Here is a 16,721-nt window from a genome sequence, read left to right as displayed (position 1 = left end):
GATCCTGGACTACGACTTTCCAGGATGACGACAATGACTAATTACCCCAGCGGTAGGTCCTGAAACGAGTTCAGGACGACGCCCTTATTTTGTTGTGTTTTTCGCCGTCATCCCGGAAGGTTTTTATCCGGGATCTGTCGTGGCTTTTCCGTCGTTTATTTTAAAGGGGTTGTTTCGTTTTTTTTTTGGTTAAAATTTTGATAAATTGCGGTGGTCGTACCCGGATGTATCCGCCGTATAAAAACGCGTATAAAAGGCCGTTTTGCCCAAATATAAAGGCCTAAACAAGGAGAAAAAATGAAAGGTTTTATGAATAGTTTGTTGTCGTCATCCCCGAGGAATTTAGTCGGGGATCCGTTGTTATTAAAAAAGAAAAACGACAGATTCCCGACTACGACACTCGGGAATGACAACACCACAACACCTGTCTGCACGGCAACAGCAGGTTTTACACTTATTGAACTTTTGGTCGTAGTGCTTATTATTGGTATTTTGGCGGCGGTGGCTCTGCCGCAATACAATAAAGCGGTGGAAAAGGCCCGCGTTACGGAAGTATTGGTAACCTTGCGTAAAATATCCAATAATTACAAAATGTGCGTTTTGTCGGGTACAGACGATTGTGATTTATTTGAGGATTTGCCTTTCCCGGAAACAAATGAAATTATGGGCGGAGTAAAGAGCAATCATTATTGTTATACGCACGCCTATTGGGTTGGTTTTGCCGTAACCGAAGTGATTAACGGTAAATGTGATGATGCAATATCCACCTATGCTTTTGTACCCGATTGGGACGATTTAGATGAAAATTCCGAGGATATCCATTGGGTTTGTGGAGAGGACGACGATGCCCCTGTTGGAAAGAAGGGCCTTTGCAAATCGCTTTGCGGCAGTAATATGTGTAGAGTAATGTAATAAAAAAGCCCCGCGGAAGCGGGGCTTTTACTAAGAGAGTTACAGTTATTTTTTTAACTGAACTTTGGACATCATATCGTACATAATGATACCCGCCGCGGCGGAAGCGTTTAAACTTTCCACGCCGCCCTTTTGCGGAATAGAAATAATTTCGTCGCAGTTTTCGGCCGTCTTTTCGCGGATGCCGAACCCTTCGGAACCGATTACCAGCACCGCCGGGGAAGCATAGTCCATTGTGTTAATGGGTTTACCGGCCATATCAGCCCCATAAACCCAGAAGCCTTCTTCTTTTAAGTCGTTTAACGCGGCAGACAGGTTGGCTACTTCCACAATGTTAATATTTTCAATCGCTCCGCACGCCACCTTATACACCGCAGGCGTAATGCCCACCGTGCGGCGTTGCGGCAGAATAATGGTGGAAAATCCCAAGCAGGCCGCACTGCGGATAATGGCGCCCAAGTTTTGCGGGTCGGTCATTTCGTCCACGGCCAGCCAGAGGTCCTTTTTGTTGCCGTCGGCCTCGTACATAGCGGTGGAAAGTTTCATTAATTTAATGGGCTGGATTTTAGCCATTACCCCTTGGTGGTTGGCGTTGCGGGTCAGGCGGTCCAGCGTTTTGTTGTCAATGCGGTCAATTTTGGCGTTGCACCGTTTGGCCAGGCGGATGATTTCCTCCACCGCGCGGTGGCCGGCCTTACTGTCCGACACATACAACTGCGTAACGTTGCGCTTTTTGCTTTTCAGCGCTTCCATCACCGGGTGAATCCCGTAAATCATATCTAAATTATCTTGCATTTTTTCCTCAACCAATGGTGGACGAGCCGAAACTCATACCGATTTCCAGCGCGGCTCTTACTTCGTCCCCGTTCGGGTCCACGCGTTTCAAATCGGAAATAGCGTCCGTAATTTTTACTTCGGTAATTTTGAAATCTCTAAACGCGGCCATATAGCCGAATTTGCCCTCTAATACCATTTCCAGGGCCTTGGCGCCGTAGAGGGTGGAAAGCCAGCGGTCAAAGGCCGTAGGCGTGCCGCCTCTTTGGGTGTGTCCGAGTACGCAGGCGCGGGATTCAATCTTGGTGCGGTCCTCAATCATATTGCTTAACTTGGCCGCAATGCCGCCCAAGCGAATCGGGTCCGTGCTGCCGGGTAGGGTGCGGGCGACGGTTTGTTCGCCCTGTTCGTTCTTGGCGCCTTCGGCGGCTACCACGATACTGAAATTCTTGCCCTTACTGCGGCGTTCCAAAATGGAGTTGACGATAACATCCTCGTTGTACGGAATTTCCGGGATGAGCACAATGTCGCCCCCGCCGGCCAAGGCGGAGCGCAAGGCAATCCAGCCCGCATAGCGGCCCATCGTTTCCACAATCATCACGCGGTGGTGGCTCTGTGCCGTGGTGTGCAGGCGGTCAATGGCTTCGGTGGCAATCGCCAAGGCGGAGTCAAAGCCGAAGGTTTGGTCGGTGGCGGACAGGTCGTTATCAATCGTTTTCGGCACGGCTACAATCGGCATACCCAAATCCACAAACTGCTGGGACATATGCAAGGTGCCGTCGCCGCCGATAGTGATAAGGGCGTCCAACTGGTTTTCTTTAAAATTGTGCATCGCTACGGAAGACAAATCGCGCGGCGTTTCCGGCGAGCCGAAAGGCGGGAGCGTATAATTAAAGGGGTTGGCGATGTTGCTGGTGCCCAAAATAGTGCCCCCCAAGGTCAAAATGCCGGAGACGGTTTCGTCCGTAATGCGGATAAATTCGTTGCGTACGAGTCCGTCAAAGCCGTTTTTAAGGCCCAAAACTTCAATGCCGTGGCGCAAGGCGTTTTTGCTGACGGCGCGCACGACGGCGTTCAAACCGGGGCAGTCCCCGCCGGCGGTTAAAATACCGATTCTTTTAATGGTCATAATTTTATCCCCTCCAAATTACAAATAAGCGGCTAATGCGCTTAACGCCCACAGTACAAAAAATTGGCCGTCAATCAGCGTTTCATCTTTTACGCTGCGGGTGGTAGTCTTACTATAATAATATATTACAATAAAAACGGTGTATAAATGCCCCAGTAACAGCATTGCCACCAAGGCGGGCTTCCAAGTCATAGATAGCAGCGTGCCCAAGGCCGCCGTTAAGGCAAGTAAAATAAGCGTAACGGCCCATTTGGTCTTCTTCATCCCAAAGGCTTTATAGAAACTTTCGCGCCCGATGATAAGGTCCTTGTTTGCCGAAGTAAATCCCAGCGTTACCGAACGCATAAAAACGAGCAGAACCGTGTAAAAAATAGCCACATACGAGGCCTTCCTTAGCAAAAGTCCGTTGGCATACGCGGGTAAAAACGCACACGCATACGCCCAGCCCAAGGCGGTTACAATGTCTTTGGTGCCGGGAAGCGATAAAAGTTGCAGTTTGAGTAAATGCCTAAACGGATAGGCAAAGCCCAACGCTAAGAATAAAATCCCCAGTACCGCGGCCCCATTGCCAAGTAGCAGAGCGACAACAGCGGCGCCCAAGGCGGCGATTACGCTGGCCACCGTTAAAAAGCGTTTGTTTTGCCCGGGTTGTGCTTCGGTGGCGCGGTTAAAGGCGGTTAGTGCATAGACAAACAAGCCCGCAAAGGCCAACAGCAACCCGTTAGAAGGCACACTGGCTAGGCGCATACATACATAGGTAAGCGCGGTAGCCGCGCACGCGGTGTAAAAACAGTTGCGCACCAAAAAGTGCCATATCATTTCCGGCAAATGGGATAAAACGGATTTTGGGTCCGGCTTGCGCAGTTCGCGCACTCGGGCGGCTACGCGGTCTATCACCCAGTTGGGCGTAGAGGCACCTGCGGTAATAAAAATCTTTTTGGCGCGGACTACGGGGAGCGGGTCTATTTCGTCCTCGGTTTCCACGTGTTGCACGGCGGGGGCCAAGCCCTTGCACAAAAGGGCCAAGCGCGCGGTGTTCGCGCTGTGGCGGCCGCCTACTACAATTACCAAATCGGCGTTTTTGGCCTGTTCAATGGTTTCCTTTTGGCGGTCCTTGGTCGGCTGGCAAATGGTGTTGGAAATTTGGCACTCGTCCGCGTGTTTTTTAATTTCTTCGGCGGTTTCGTAAAAAACGCTTTCCTTTTGCGTGGTTTGCGAAACGACGTTTACTTTGTCAAAATGGGGGAGTTTGGCGGCTTCCTCCGGCCCGGAAACAACCGTTCCCTTGCCTTGGGTGTAGCCCAACAGGCCGATAACTTCGGCGTGCCCGCCGTCGCCCACAATCACGGTATGATAGCCTTGTTCGGCGTATTTGGCAATAATATTTTGCGCGTGTTTCACTAAGGGGCAAGTGGCGTCCACCACTTCCATACCGCAGGACTCCACTTCCTTTTGGAACGAAGGCGTAATGCCGTGCGCGCGGATAACCAGCACGCCTGATTTGTCCGCCGCTTCCTGCGGGCGGTCAATGGACGTGATTTGCTTGGCGGCCAGCATATCCGTAACTTGTTTGTTGTGGATAAGCGGCCCGATAGTGTAAACAGGCTTCTTGCCGGCGGCTTCCAATTCCAGCACCTTATCAATGGCGCGTTTGACGCCGGGGCAAAAGCCCGCGCTCTTGGCTACGGTTACGTCTTGTTCTTTTTCCATATATATATTATAGGAAATTCCGCGCCCTGTTTTTTGCCCGGCGGGGGCGGATTTTCTATAATTTACCTATGAACAAAATAATAATGGGTGTGGCGGCTTTAACGCTGCCTTGCGCCGCTTTTGCAGGCGCATACGGCGATATGTTTAAAAACGGACACCTCCGCTTTGACTATACGCCCCAGGAAATTTCCGCGCTGGAAGAACGCGCGGCGGAAGAATTGGATATCAATTTGAACTTTTTGGCCACTATCCCGGCAGACAAGCGGGACTTTACCAATACGGTGCGCGCTTTGGAAGATGCTTATACCTCGTATTGGTTTGTACCCAAGAATTTATCGCTCTTATCGTATTTCCACCAAAACGCGGACGTGCGCGAAGCCGCCGCCAATTTGGAGGCCAAGGGTGTGGACAAAAAACTCTCCGTCTTTGCGCGCAAGGATGTGTATAAGGCGTTAAAGGAATATGCGGACACAAAACCTCAGTTAAACCACGAGGACGCGCGCTTACTGGCCAAATGGCTGGAACGCTTTGAGCGGGCCGGAATGGCGCTTTCCGAAAAGGATGCCGAAGCGTATGCCAAACTAAACACCGAGCGGTTAAACAAAATTACCCAGTATAACGTAAATTTGAATAATTACAAGGATGAACTGGTAGTTACGCGCGAGGAATTGGACGGTTTGGGCGAAACCTATATCAACCGCTTGGAACGCACCAAGGACGGGAAATATATCGTTACGTTAAAATACCCGGATTACAACCCGTTTATGTCCTCGGCCAAGAGCGAAAAGGCGCGCAAAGCATTGCAGGAAAAATTTGCCCGCCGCGGCGGAAAGGAAAACGTAAAACTGTTGGAAGATACCGTGGAACTGCGCCGCAAGCAGGCTGCCTTGCTCGGTTTTAAGCGGTACCCCGATTATGTGCTCCCGGTGCGTATGGCAAAAAATTACGAAACCTTGGAAGCGTTTTTAAAGAATTTGCAAAAGGAAGTTACTCCCCTTGCCCAGGCGGATATACAAGCCTATTTAAAACTAAAAGAGGAAACCACCGGGCAAAAATCGGACGAAATGACCGCGTGGGATTTGCCGTATTGGAGCAACCAGTATAAAAAGAAATATTATCAGGTGGATAACGATAAAATTAAGGAATATTTCCCCACGGATAAAGTAATTAGCGGGATGTTTGACGTATTTGGCAACCTCTTCGGCGTTACGTTTACCCGTGCGGATTTGCCCACTTGGCACCCGGATGTGATTGTCTATCAAATTAAGGACAAAAAAACGGGCGAACTGATTTCCGATTTTTACTTAGATTTGTTCCCGCGCGACGGCAAATATACCCACGCCGCCACTTGGAGTTTTGTGGACCGCTTTGAACTGCCGGACGGGCAAATGCAGACGCCGTCGGTAGTGATTGCGGCGAACTTTACCCCGGCGGGCAACGGGGTGCCGTCCCTGTTGGAACATAGCGAAGTGGAAACCTTGTTCCACGAGTTCGGGCACGTGTTGCAAATGTCTATGGCTACGTCCAAATACGCCACGCTTACGGGCGACAATGTGGCGTGGGATTATATTGAGGCACACTCCCAACTGCTGGAAAATTGGGCTTGGCAACCGCAAGTGCTTAAAAAGATTTCCGCCCATTATAAAACGGGCGAAGCCTTGCCGGACGAATTGATTTCGTCCTTGGTAAAGTCCAAAAATGTGGGCGTGGCGGCATCGTTTCTGCGGCAGAACTTTTTGGGCCAGTACGACTTGGCCTTGCACACCGCGGATAAGCGCGTGGATTCCACCAAACTGTATAGCCAAATGATGAAGGACATCAGCGGTATCCCGATGACAAAGGGCACCTATCCGCAGGCGAGTTTCGGGCATATTATGAGTTTGACCGACCCGTACGATGTGGGCTACTACGTGTATGCGTGGTCCTTGGTGATTGCGCAGGATATTTTTTCGCGCTTTGAGGCAGAAGGACTGTTTAATGAAGAGTTAGGGGCCAAGTTGCGTAAATATATCTACACGCCCGGTACGGTGTATGACGAAAACGAAATGGTGGAGAAATTCCTAGATAGGCCATATAACGACAAGGCGTTTTTAAAGAGTTTAGGTATTAACTAAAACAAAAAAATCCGCGCTTTTATAGAGCGCGGATTTTTTATGTTAAATTTTACCGTTGCACCCAGTTGTTAAGCGCAAACCAGGATAAAAGCGATATGCCTAAAAGTACCGCAAGCAGCATAATAATCCACACACCGCGGAAACCGCTGTTTTCCGTTTGCGGGGTGGCTTCGCGCGGGGCGCAAAGCGCTTTTAGCATTGCTTCGGCGCGCAGTTCGGCTTCGTCCTGCGGTTTGGGCGATAAGGTGGCCGTGCTGGCAGGGTCGGTTTGCTCCAACTTAATCAGCGCGTTTTCCAGTTCGTGCAAAATCTGCATTGCCCGGAAGCGGAAGGATTGGTAATCCTCTACCGAAATGCAGGCATTTTCGTGATAAATGAGCGCGTTGTCGTTTAATTCCAAATAAATATTTCCGCGCGTTTTTAAAAGCCCGATTAAAAAGGGAGTTAATACCAGCCCCGCCGCCGGAGTGGGGGCGTGTACGCGGTAGCGGCTGTCCACCGCCGGGATGTTCGTCTTCATCAGGGCATATTGCGACGGCGCAAACAGCGAGTCTATCGGCGCAATTTTAAGCGCGGGGAATTGCCGCTTTTTCAGTTCCGCCGTAAAGAGCGTTAATTTGACGGGTTTGGTTTTGGGGTTATCGTCTGTGTAAATATTGTCGTCGGCTACGCGTATAAAGGCCAAATTGTCCGATGTTGTACTGACGTTTTGGTATTGGTGGAAGAAGAGCGTAAAAAATTCCAGCCGTCCTGCCGTCAGTTCGGTGGTAACGGTGTCCTTTTCCTTATCAAAGCGGCACCCGTTTAGGCGCGCCATTTGCGCCAGTTGGGCGGTGCGGGTGCGCGTGGTGGCCCAAAGGCCTACGCCCGCGCCAAGCATAATAACAATAATCGCAATAGTCATATCCATATCATACCAAAAAAATCCCCGCGTTTTAGATTCTCTTATTAAAAATTTGTTTGGTTGTAATGCCTTTTTGGCTGCTTTATTGTAGAGGGGTTGTATTTATTTTTTTTTTTTGTTAAATGGTGAGAGAATGGCTTTTTAGTATCCCCCCGCACACCTCGCTTTGCAACTCGCTATAAAAAGGATTAGGGCCATTTAAAACCAAACAAAAGGAGTTGTAAAATGAAAAAAATTCTTGTGGCTGTGTTGTTTGCTATTTGTGGTGTAGGTTGTGCTTCTACCCAATATCATAATGGACGCGATGGCGTAACTTTGGCGAATACAGATGCTATTAAAGTTTATCCAATGCAAGCCGAAGTTAGAGTTGGAAATGTGGTTAGTGGTGTAGCAGAGTGTGAAAAATGGTTCGGCATTTTTAAAAAAGAACCTGAAAAACAAACTTATGGCTTGCCTTTGCAAAGTGAACAGGGAAATTTTGCTCCTAACGCTTGCACTCGTGGCGCTGTTTATGATGCAATTAGCAAAGACAATGCTGATACAATAATTGCGCCCAGATATTTGGCAGTCAAAAAGAAAGAATTATGCATTTTTGGTATTAAAAGCCTTTGCTTGCACGAGGTGGACCAAATTATTGTAACAGGATATAAAGGCACTTTTACGAATATCAAATCTATGCCGGAAGATTTGGTAAACTTTAAGTGGAAAGCTGAAATTTTAAACAATAATAAATAGGGCCTATTTATGAAAAAATATATTTTCATATGGGGCTATTTGTTGTTCTTTCCCTTGCTTTCTTTGGCGCAGCCAATAGGGAAGACCTATGCCTTAGAACCGTTGGAACCGGGAAGTATTTTAAAAGTGGATTTAGAAACGGGCAAAGAAATTTCCCAGTGGCTTCAAGAAGCGCGCGAAATTGATCCGACTTATCAATTAAATCTACTAGATAAATCGGGATATAGCAAAGGCAATACTAGTAAAGTAAAACAGAAAAGTTCTCGTCCTCATTGGGGATTTTCGTATGCTTATACCTCGGGAAAGTATGATGGCGGGGGGTGGTTTAACAAAACCCCAGCCAAAGGGTATGAGTTATCAGCCTGGTATGCTCCACTCCCGTGGCTAGATGTTGGATTAACGTATGGGCGCGAAGATGTGGATAGGGTGATTGTTGGAACGGAAACTCGTAGTTCCTGGTGGGGAGGACCGACGACTTGGAAAGAAAAATCTGTAAAAAACACAACGGAAAAAGTCTTGTTATCGGGCCGGATTCACGCTAGGGATTCTTTTTTATACATCCCTTTTGGGTTTGGGCTTGGAACTCTTAAACAGCAAAGAGTAGAGTACCACAGAAATGACTATGGACAAGGATACCAGTATTTTGATGAACACGATGATAATGGCTTATTATATTATTTAGGCCTTGGAATAGACATACCTCTTAGCAAAGCTTTTTCGGTTGGGGCAGAGGGACGGTATCAGTGGTTACAGTTGGCGTTAGAAGAGACAGACTATACGATAAAATCCTTTACTTTTACGGTAGGGGCAACCTTGCGGTTTTAGAGAGTATGGGAAGATTTGCTGACAAAAGGGCGACCTAAAATATTTAGGTCGCCCTTTTGTAATATTTATTTAATTTCTTGCGCGGGTTTTTTGCTGGTTAAAATGGCCCAGCCCAACACCGCCAAAAGCGCAATTACCACTACCCAGCCGATTTTGCCCAAGGGGGTAAAATCGTTGTGGTAATTGACGATAATCGGCGCCACGATAACGGCTACCATATTTACCACCTTAATCAAGGGGTTGACCGCCGGGCCCGCCGTATCTTTGAGCGGGTCGCCCACCGTATCGCCCACTACGCTGGCTTTGTGGCGTTCGGAGCCCTTGCCCGTATTGGCCGCCAAATCGGTGGGTTCGTCTTCCACCACCTTTTTGGCGTTATCCCACGCACCGCCCGCGTTGGACATAAACACCGCGAGCAACTGACCGGAAACGATGATCCCGGCTAAAAAGCCGCCCAAGGCTTCCACACCAAACGCAAGTCCCACCACCACCGGGGAGACAATGCCTAACAAGGCCAAAATAATCAGTTCCTTTTGTGCGGCGACGGTAGAAATGTTTACCGCGCGGGTGTAGTCCGGCTTGGTTTTGCCTTCTAACACGCCGCCTTTAAACTGGCGGCGGACTTCCTGCACGATAAGTGCGGCCGCACGGCTAACGGCGTTAATGGCAAAGGACGAGAACAGCCACGGCAAGGCCCCGCCGATAAGCATCCCAACGAATACCACCGGGTTGGAAACCACAATGCCCACTTGGGATAAAAGCGTAAGCACCTTGCTTTCGCCTGCGGCGGCCCAAGCGTCATTAAGCAAGCGTTGTACGTTGCTTACGTCCACCATATACGAGGCAAACAGCGACACCGCCGCAATTACGGCAGAACCGATAGCCACGCCTTTGGTAATGGCCTTGGTCGTGTTGCCTACGCCGTCCAAGTCTGCCATAATCTGGCGGGCTTTTTTGGTTTCGTCGTCCTCTTGTCCGTGCCAACTCATCTCGCCGATACCGTTGGCGTTATCGGCAATCGGGCCGAAGGAGTCCATCGCCACGTTGTTGCCCGTCAGGGTCAGCATCCCGATACCCGTCATTGCTACACCGTAGAGGATAAAGTTAAACTTTTCAGCAGGCGTCAGGCCGTCAATTGTACCAAAGATAAAGACGGAGCAGAAGATAGAGGCCGCAATGACCAAGGTGGTCCATACGGCTGATTCAAAACCTACCGCAATGCCCGACAAAATAGTCGTGGCCGAGCCCGTGGCGGTGGATTTTTTGATTTCCTGTACGGGTTTGTTTTCCGTTCCCGTAAAGTATTCGGTCAAACGGTCAATACCGATAGCCAAAATAATACCAATGGTGGTAGCGGCGAACGGTCTCCACCAGCCGCCGGGCACTTGGTCCATATAATAATATGCGAGCACGCCGAAGATTACCACGGAAATGGCGGCGGAAATGCTGTAGCCTTTAAAAATAGCCTTCATTGCGTTCCCGGCGGAGCGTTTGGAATCCTTTACCGCATAGGTACCGATAATGGAGCATAACACGCCGATACCGCGCACCAAGAGGGGGTAAACAATCCACTCGTGGTGGCCCGTAATCCGCCACAGCCCAATCCCCAGGATAAGGCCGGAAACAATGGTAACCTCGTAGGATTCAAAAATATCGGCGGCCATACCGGCGCAGTCGCCCACATTGTCGCCCACCAAATCGGCCACCACGGCGGGGTTGCGCGGGTCGTCCTCCGGGATGCCTGCTTCCACCTTGCCGACTAAGTCTGCACCTACGTCAGCGGCTTTGGTGTAAATACCGCCGCCTACACGCATAAATAAGGCCAGTAACGTACCGCCAAAACCGAAGCCCAACAGCGCATCCGGCGCGGCAATACCAAAGATAATAAAGATAACCGTTCCGCCCAGGAGCCCCAGTCCGTCCGTCAGCATACCCGTAACGGTTCCGGCGCGGTAGGCAATGCGCAAGGCGTCGCCAAAACTGCGTTTGGAAGCCGCCGCCACGCGGACGTTCGCATCCACGGCAATACGCATACCCAACTGGCCGACCAAAAGCGAAAAGACCGCACCCAATATAAAAGCCCCCGCACGGCCAAAGGCGGCAATGAGTTTTACTTTTTCGGGCGATAACCCGGCAAAGCGTTCCATAGAATCCTGCGAGACGGGCACAATATAGACGGATAAAAATAAGCAAACCGTCAGCAACCCAATCAGCGGCAAAATGGTTTTTAGTTGTCTTTTTAAGTAGGCGTTGGCGCCTTCCTTAATAGCGCCCCATACTTTTAACATTTCCGGGGTGCCGCAATCCTCGCGGATGACCTGCTTGCGCAAAAATAAGGCATACAAAAGGCCCAGCACCGCAATAAACAGTACGCCGAACAGCGCGTATTGTTCAAAGGTGCGCAGGGCCGATATTCCATACCACATAGCGTATCTCCTTTTGAACGGAAGTGAAACTTCCCCTATATTATAATAAATAATCCGCCAAACGGCGCTGGGGAAAATTAGGCCTTTGGACCTATGTAAAGGGGGCCCAAAGCCCCTTGAAGCGCGGCGGTTTGTTTTCTATACTATACGGTATGAAGAAACTTAAACAATTTTTTATTTTATTAGGCACGTTAGGCCTGCTGGGCGTTTCGGCGCAGGCGCAGCGGCTTACGTCGCCCTTTTACACGCAGTTAAAAAGCAAAATGGCGGGTTCCGTGTTCGCGCAAAAGAACCCGGGCTTAAACCGCTTGGCTTGGATGCGCTATTACCCGGTCTCTAACCGGGTGGTGGAGCCGGTGGGGACTTGGGAACGGATAGGCTATTGGTTTGATTCGTCCGATATTGTTTCGGCGATGGCGGGATATTTGTATCAAATGTACATTTCCGCCGCCGTGTATGGGGAAACGCAGGCACCTGCGCACTTGGACGAAAACTATTTTGGCGCGTTGGATACTTTTGAACATATGCGCGACAGTTTTAATGTGCAGGATAGTTTATCCTTTTACAACAGCCATAAAAAGGAAATCAAAGCCCGGTTGGCTAATTATTTCAGCCAAGCGCGGCTGCCCAAATACAACGCGGACGATTTGAAAAATGACTATGTAGAGGCGGCTTTTTTAAATACCTTAAAAAACTCCGCCGGAAAGACCGGGCGTGCGGGTTTTACCTTGGCCCGTGCCAAATGGACTGCGTCTATCCCCGCGGAGGATAAGGCTTTCTTTAAAAAATATATGCAAGCGTCCTTGCAAGAATTAAGCCGCCAAGTGGTGCTGTACGAAGATATCGCGCCCAATTTAGAGGTGTTGGACAAAACCGCCGGGCGGTATAATTCCAGCGCTAAGCAATATTCTTACCGTCCCGCCACGGACGAGTGCGCCGCCTGCACTTATGCTTCGTGCCGCAAAATTTGCCGCGCGGTGGTTACCCAAGTAAACGGACGGAGTAACAGCAATTTGCGCTTGTATGAAGTTACAATGCGTTCGCAGAAGAACAGGTATTTGACGGCGGCGGACGGAAAAATGAATTTCGTTTCTCCGGACGGGCAAAAATACCCACAATGGGAATACCACGCCGCAACCTTGGCCGTAAGCCGGCGTAGCGGGCAATTTGTACCCGTGGTGATAGATAAATTTTTGTTTAAGGAGCCCGTGGAATTTTCCGCTTGGCTTAAAAAGTTTGATACTAAAACGACGGTAATGTATTTAAGGCCGTTTCGGTTGCGGGAGACGGATGAAAAACGCATTGTCAGCCCGGACGCCAGACAAGGCAAAAATATTGTAAAAGACGGACGGACTTATACGCCCCACCCGGTTGGAAAATGATTTAAAAAAGCCCCGCTAATTGGCGGGGCTTTTTACCAGATGTTTATCCGGCGCAACAGCCACAATCTCCGCCTGTAATGTCTTTAATATCCAGGCCGATATCCTCCAAATCCTGTTCGTGTTCCACCTCGTCCTCTAAAATTTGGCGCAGTAAGTGGAAGGTAATCGGGTCCTTGTCCTTTACCATATCCAAGAGTTTGTTATAAACCTCTATGGCGCAGCGTTCGCCTTGCAGGTTTTGGGCAAGCAGCATTTTTGACTCGCCGTCCTTGGGCACCAAGTAGCCGCAGGTGCTTTCCTTGTACCAATCCTGCGGGGCCAAAACAGGCGTGCCGCCCAGTTCTATAATGCGCTTGGCCAATTTCCCGGCGTGTTCCAATTCCTCTGCGGCGTGTTCTTCCATTTCCGCAATCAGTTTCGGGGCGCACGCGCCTGTGGCTACTTTGGAACCTACCCAATATTGGTAGTACGCCAGCCACTCATCGCAATAGGCTTTATTTAAAGCCGTTACCAACGCTTGCACATCTACCCCTGCTCTGTGTACGATTTCTTTTCCCTTCATCCCCATATTTTTACCCCCTGTTTGGTTATTGTCGGGTGCGCAAAAAAGCCGCCCCTTACTGCCAGTATAGCAGTTGGAGCGGCCTTTGCCTTGGGATAAAAAAGGTTAGTTAAAAGGCCCCGCCTATGATAAAGCCAACGAGGTCGCCGCCGTCTTGCAAGTTATGGGTATAGTTTAGCCCCACCGGGAGCGGGAAACGCCACAATTTGTAGGATAAAGTCGCCCCGGCGCCGCTGTGGGCGCGGTATCCGCCGCCCGCATAGATGTAGGCGTTTTCGTAAAACGGAGCCAAGGACAAAAGCCCCGTATTGTTGCGCAAGAGATAATAGACAAATGAGGCCCCAACGCCAAGGCCTCTTTCACCGCGGATTTGGCGGTCATAACGGCCAAAGGTGAGTAAACCAGCAGATAAAACTTCATCGCTAAAAGACGCCTTAAACGCATCTTGCGCCTTGCCTTGCACAATCAGCATATGGCGGTTTTTCAGTTCTAATACCCAAGCGGCATTTACGCCCAGTTTGGCGATATCATAATCGCTTCCCGTCCAGTTTCCGCCCCCCGTATAAAAAATATCGGCGGCGTAGCCTTGGCGGGCGTGGGGGAGATTGCGCAGGCTTTTTTCTTTATCGGTTAGCCCGTAGCCCGAAAGTGCGCCCATATTGGTCCCTTGGCGGATATCATCCGTCAGGCGCAGGCCCAAGGTAATTTGGTTATGGTTGCCGTTATCAAACCCCGGGGCGGAATACGCATAGCGGACGTATTCCGGGCGGATAAACGCGCGGACGGTACGGGAAAAACGGTGCGAGTAGGTGGCGGAAAATTGCTCTTTTTTAGAGTGGACTTGGGCCTTTAAATCGTTGGTGTATTCGTCCTCGTCGTCGGTGGTGGAGAACACGCCAAACATATTGGAGCGGTAGCCGCTGTAAAAACGCTGGTCAAAATTCAGTTTAGTATATCCTATGGATAAATGGTCATCCCCTTGGGTAATCCCCGCGCTGGCGGTTACGCCGTCTTGGCTTCCGCCCACAAACAGAAAGGTGCTTTCGCCCTGCTTAAACAGGTTGCCGCCGGCAAGCGAAACACCCGCCGCACTTTTTGCTCCGCCCGCCGCAAAGGCGAGGGGAAAAATATAACTGCCGTCTTGGGCGTCAATGGAAATGTTTACTTTGTCGCCCTGCTCGGTGGTGGAAAAGTCCAACTTTTTAAATACGCGCAAATTGTGCAAGTCGTCCTGTGCTTTGTCGTATGCTTCGGGCGTAAACGCATCGCCCGGTTTTAGCAGAAACAGTTTTTGGAGCGTTTGGGGGCTCATCCGCGTGGACGAGGCCGATACTTCGCCCACCGTTTGGGCGAAGGAAGAAAGAGAAAAACAAACAAATAAAAGGGATAGAAAAATCTTCATATATAAGATTATATCTTTTATACTTACCGGTAGGTAATTTATTGCTTAAAACATATTTGCTATAATAACCAACAAAGATACTAGGAGGGGCTATGCCCAGGCGTGATAAAGTAAATTATTATTTGGATTTAGCCGATGTGGTTTCCCAGCGCGGCACTTGCCTGCGCCGCCGTTACGGGGCGGTTATCGTCAAAAATGACGAAGTGATTTCTACCGGGTATGTGGGGGCACCCCGCGGGCGGAAGAATTGCACCGATTTGGGGTATTGCATCCGCCAGCAATTAAATATTCCGCGCGGGGAACGCTACGAACTTTGCCGCAGTGTACACGCCGAAGCCAACGCCATTATCAGCGCGCCGCGCGATAAAATGCTGGGGGCGACCCTATATTTGGCCGGGCGCGAAGCAGATACCGGGGAATATATTAAAAATTCATCCAGTTGTTCTATGTGCAAGCGTATGGTGATTAACGCAGGGATAGAGAAGGTGGTCATCCGCGATACGGAAAATGATTACCGCGTGATTAACGTGCAGGACTGGGTGGATAACGACGAGTCCTTAAACGGAACGCGAGGGTATTAAATTTGCTAAAAGTCGTGTGGGAAAATTCCTACACGACTTTTTAAAACTAAAAAATGCGGTCCCCGTTTTTAACGGCTTCGGTGGGCTGTAAAAGCACGACACCTTGTGCCGATTCACTGCCCAACAAAATCTTTTACGGCCGGAACCCCGTTTGTTTTTACCCAATAAAAAACCCGCCGTTAGGCGGGTATTTGTTTCAAATGGCGGAGTCGACGAGATTCGAACTCGCGGTCTCTGCCTTGACAGGGCAGCGTGTTAACCAGGCTACACCACGACTCCTTTACTTGCTACATATATATTTTAACTAATTCTTTCGTTTACGTCAACACTTTTTAAAAGAACTTTATTTGTATAGGGAAATTAATCAAAATTTCCCCACAAAATTTGTTCCAATTCCAACTCCACACCGTGTTTTTCCTTCACTTTTTGGCGTACTTGGTCCATTAATGCCTTGATGTCTTCGGGCGTGGCGTGGTTGAAATTAACAATAAATCCCGCGTGCTTTTCGGACACTTTGGCCCCGCCTACGGATAACCCGCGCAGGCCCGTGTCGTCAATCAGGCGCGAAGCATAATCCCCCACCGGGCGTTTAAACACGCTCCCGGCCGAAGGATATTCCAAGGGTTGCTTTTCCACGCGTTTGTGCTGGATTGTGTTGCGGGTTTCTATAAGTTGTGTAAATTCGCCCTTGGTCAGTTTAAAGCAGGCAGACAAAATAATGCAGTTTGCAATGCCTTCCACGCGGCGGTAGCCAAATTTTACGTCTTCTTTTAATAAAGTGGCCGGGCGGCCTTCCAAATCTATTACGTCAAAATATTCCAAGCAGTCAAAGGTTTCCTGCCCGAACGCGCCCGCGTTCATATATACGGCTCCGCCCACGCTGCCCGGGATGCCGGATAATTTTTCCATACCGGCAAGCCCCGCCTTGCAGGCCAGTTCGCATACTTTATCAAGCGCGGCCCCGGCCTCGGCGCGGATGTGGTCGCCCTCTACGCGGATGTTGTTCATTTTTTTAGTGGAGCAAACAATGCCGCCAAGGCCCTTGCCGCTTACTAAAATATTGGAACCAAAGCCGATAATGCGCAAGGGAATATTGGCGGTGCGGGCCAGTTTTAGAACAAAACTCCACTCCTCACGTGTTTGGGGATAAACATACACCTCCGCCGGACCGCCCGCCCGGTAAGTGGTATGCTGGGCCATCGGTTCGTTAAAGAGGCAGTTTTCGCCAAAGAAATTTTTTAATTCTTGCTTGTAATCCATATCCG

The 16,721-nt window shown here is 49.7% G+C and carries 14 protein-coding genes and 1 tRNA gene; 6 read left to right on the top strand and 9 right to left on the bottom strand.

Annotated elements, in window-relative coordinates; all coding sequences use genetic code 11:
• The first annotated feature begins 297 nt into the window (after positions 1-297).
• Positions 298-912, top strand: coding sequence for a pilin (locus ACR0QV_RS06375; protein WP_432635529.1), 615 nt, complete (start codon positions 298-300; stop codon positions 910-912).
• Between the two features lie 45 nt (positions 913-957).
• On the opposite strand, the gene rlmB is transcribed toward ACR0QV_RS06375, so the two are convergent.
• From rlmB to ispH, 3 genes are read right to left on the bottom strand one after another with little or no spacing between them, the layout of a single operon-like run.
• Positions 958-1,707 carry a 23S rRNA (guanosine(2251)-2'-O)-methyltransferase RlmB gene (rlmB, locus tag ACR0QV_RS06370; RefSeq protein WP_428053388.1) on the bottom strand — a complete coding sequence of 250 codons (750 nt, stop codon included), beginning with the start codon at positions 1,705-1,707 and terminating at the stop codon, positions 958-960.
• 7 nt (positions 1,708-1,714) lie between these two features.
• Positions 1,715-2,815: a 6-phosphofructokinase gene (locus ACR0QV_RS06365; protein ID WP_432635527.1), complete on the bottom strand. Its 1,101-nt coding sequence runs from the start codon at positions 2,813-2,815 to the stop codon at positions 1,715-1,717.
• A gap of 18 nt (positions 2,816-2,833) precedes the next feature.
• Positions 2,834-4,525 (bottom strand): 4-hydroxy-3-methylbut-2-enyl diphosphate reductase, encoded by a 1,692-nt coding sequence (gene ispH / locus ACR0QV_RS06360; RefSeq protein ID WP_432635525.1) that lies wholly within the window; start codon positions 4,523-4,525, stop codon positions 2,834-2,836.
• Between the two features lie 68 nt (positions 4,526-4,593).
• On the opposite strand from ispH, the gene ACR0QV_RS06355 reads away from it, so the two are divergent.
• Positions 4,594-6,639, top strand: coding sequence for a M3 family metallopeptidase (locus tag ACR0QV_RS06355; RefSeq protein WP_432635523.1), 2,046 nt, complete (start codon positions 4,594-4,596; stop codon positions 6,637-6,639).
• A 49-nt stretch (positions 6,640-6,688) separates the two neighbouring features.
• Here ACR0QV_RS06355 and ACR0QV_RS06350 read toward each other — a convergent pair whose 3' ends face one another.
• Entirely contained in the window at positions 6,689-7,543 is an 855-nt protein-coding gene (locus ACR0QV_RS06350) for a hypothetical protein (protein ID WP_432635521.1), read from the bottom strand.
• Between the two features lie 225 nt (positions 7,544-7,768).
• Between ACR0QV_RS06350 and ACR0QV_RS06345 the strand changes: the two genes are divergently transcribed.
• Both ACR0QV_RS06345 and ACR0QV_RS06340 read left to right on the top strand, forming a co-directional pair.
• Complete coding sequence (locus ACR0QV_RS06345; RefSeq protein WP_432635519.1) at positions 7,769-8,278, top strand: hypothetical protein; 510 nt, start codon at positions 7,769-7,771, stop codon at positions 8,276-8,278.
• 9 nt (positions 8,279-8,287) lie between these two features.
• Entirely contained in the window at positions 8,288-9,103 is an 816-nt protein-coding gene (locus ACR0QV_RS06340) for a hypothetical protein (RefSeq protein WP_432635517.1), read from the top strand.
• Positions 9,104-9,168: 65 nt separating this feature from the next.
• Here ACR0QV_RS06340 and ACR0QV_RS06335 read toward each other — a convergent pair whose 3' ends face one another.
• Positions 9,169-11,529: a sodium-translocating pyrophosphatase gene (locus tag ACR0QV_RS06335; protein ID WP_432635515.1), complete on the bottom strand. Its 2,361-nt coding sequence runs from the start codon at positions 11,527-11,529 to the stop codon at positions 9,169-9,171.
• 152 nt (positions 11,530-11,681) lie between these two features.
• Between ACR0QV_RS06335 and ACR0QV_RS06330 the strand changes: the two genes are divergently transcribed.
• Positions 11,682-12,911 carry a protein-glutamine glutaminase family protein gene (locus ACR0QV_RS06330; protein WP_432635513.1) on the top strand — a complete coding sequence of 410 codons (1,230 nt, stop codon included), beginning with the start codon at positions 11,682-11,684 and terminating at the stop codon, positions 12,909-12,911.
• A gap of 43 nt (positions 12,912-12,954) precedes the next feature.
• Here the strand turns inward: ACR0QV_RS06330 and ACR0QV_RS06325 are convergent, their stop codons facing one another.
• Positions 12,955-13,479 carry a ferritin-like domain-containing protein gene (locus ACR0QV_RS06325; RefSeq protein WP_432635511.1) on the bottom strand — a complete coding sequence of 175 codons (525 nt, stop codon included), beginning with the start codon at positions 13,477-13,479 and terminating at the stop codon, positions 12,955-12,957.
• A gap of 103 nt (positions 13,480-13,582) precedes the next feature.
• A complete protein-coding gene (locus tag ACR0QV_RS06320) occupies positions 13,583-14,875 on the bottom strand; it encodes a POTRA domain-containing protein (protein WP_432635509.1) in 1,293 nt (430 codons plus the stop codon).
• Positions 14,876-14,967: 92 nt separating this feature from the next.
• On the opposite strand from ACR0QV_RS06320, the gene ACR0QV_RS06315 reads away from it, so the two are divergent.
• Positions 14,968-15,456, top strand: a complete 489-nt coding sequence (locus ACR0QV_RS06315) for a deoxycytidylate deaminase (RefSeq protein ID WP_432635507.1) — start codon at positions 14,968-14,970, stop codon at positions 15,454-15,456.
• 201 nt (positions 15,457-15,657) lie between these two features.
• On the opposite strand, the gene ACR0QV_RS06310 is transcribed toward ACR0QV_RS06315, so the two are convergent.
• A tRNA-Asp gene (locus ACR0QV_RS06310) sits at positions 15,658-15,735 on the bottom strand.
• 81 nt (positions 15,736-15,816) lie between these two features.
• On the bottom strand, positions 15,817-16,716 hold the full coding sequence (gene murB, locus ACR0QV_RS06305; protein WP_432635505.1) for a UDP-N-acetylmuramate dehydrogenase: 900 nt from the start codon (positions 16,714-16,716) through the stop codon (positions 15,817-15,819).
• Between the last annotated feature and the right edge of the window lie 5 nt (positions 16,717-16,721).

This window comes from Candidatus Avelusimicrobium sp., from assembly GCF_050873505.1.
Classification (GTDB): Bacteria; Elusimicrobiota; Elusimicrobia; order Elusimicrobiales; family Elusimicrobiaceae; genus Avelusimicrobium.
This window is presented reverse-complemented; position numbering and strand designations above follow the sequence as displayed.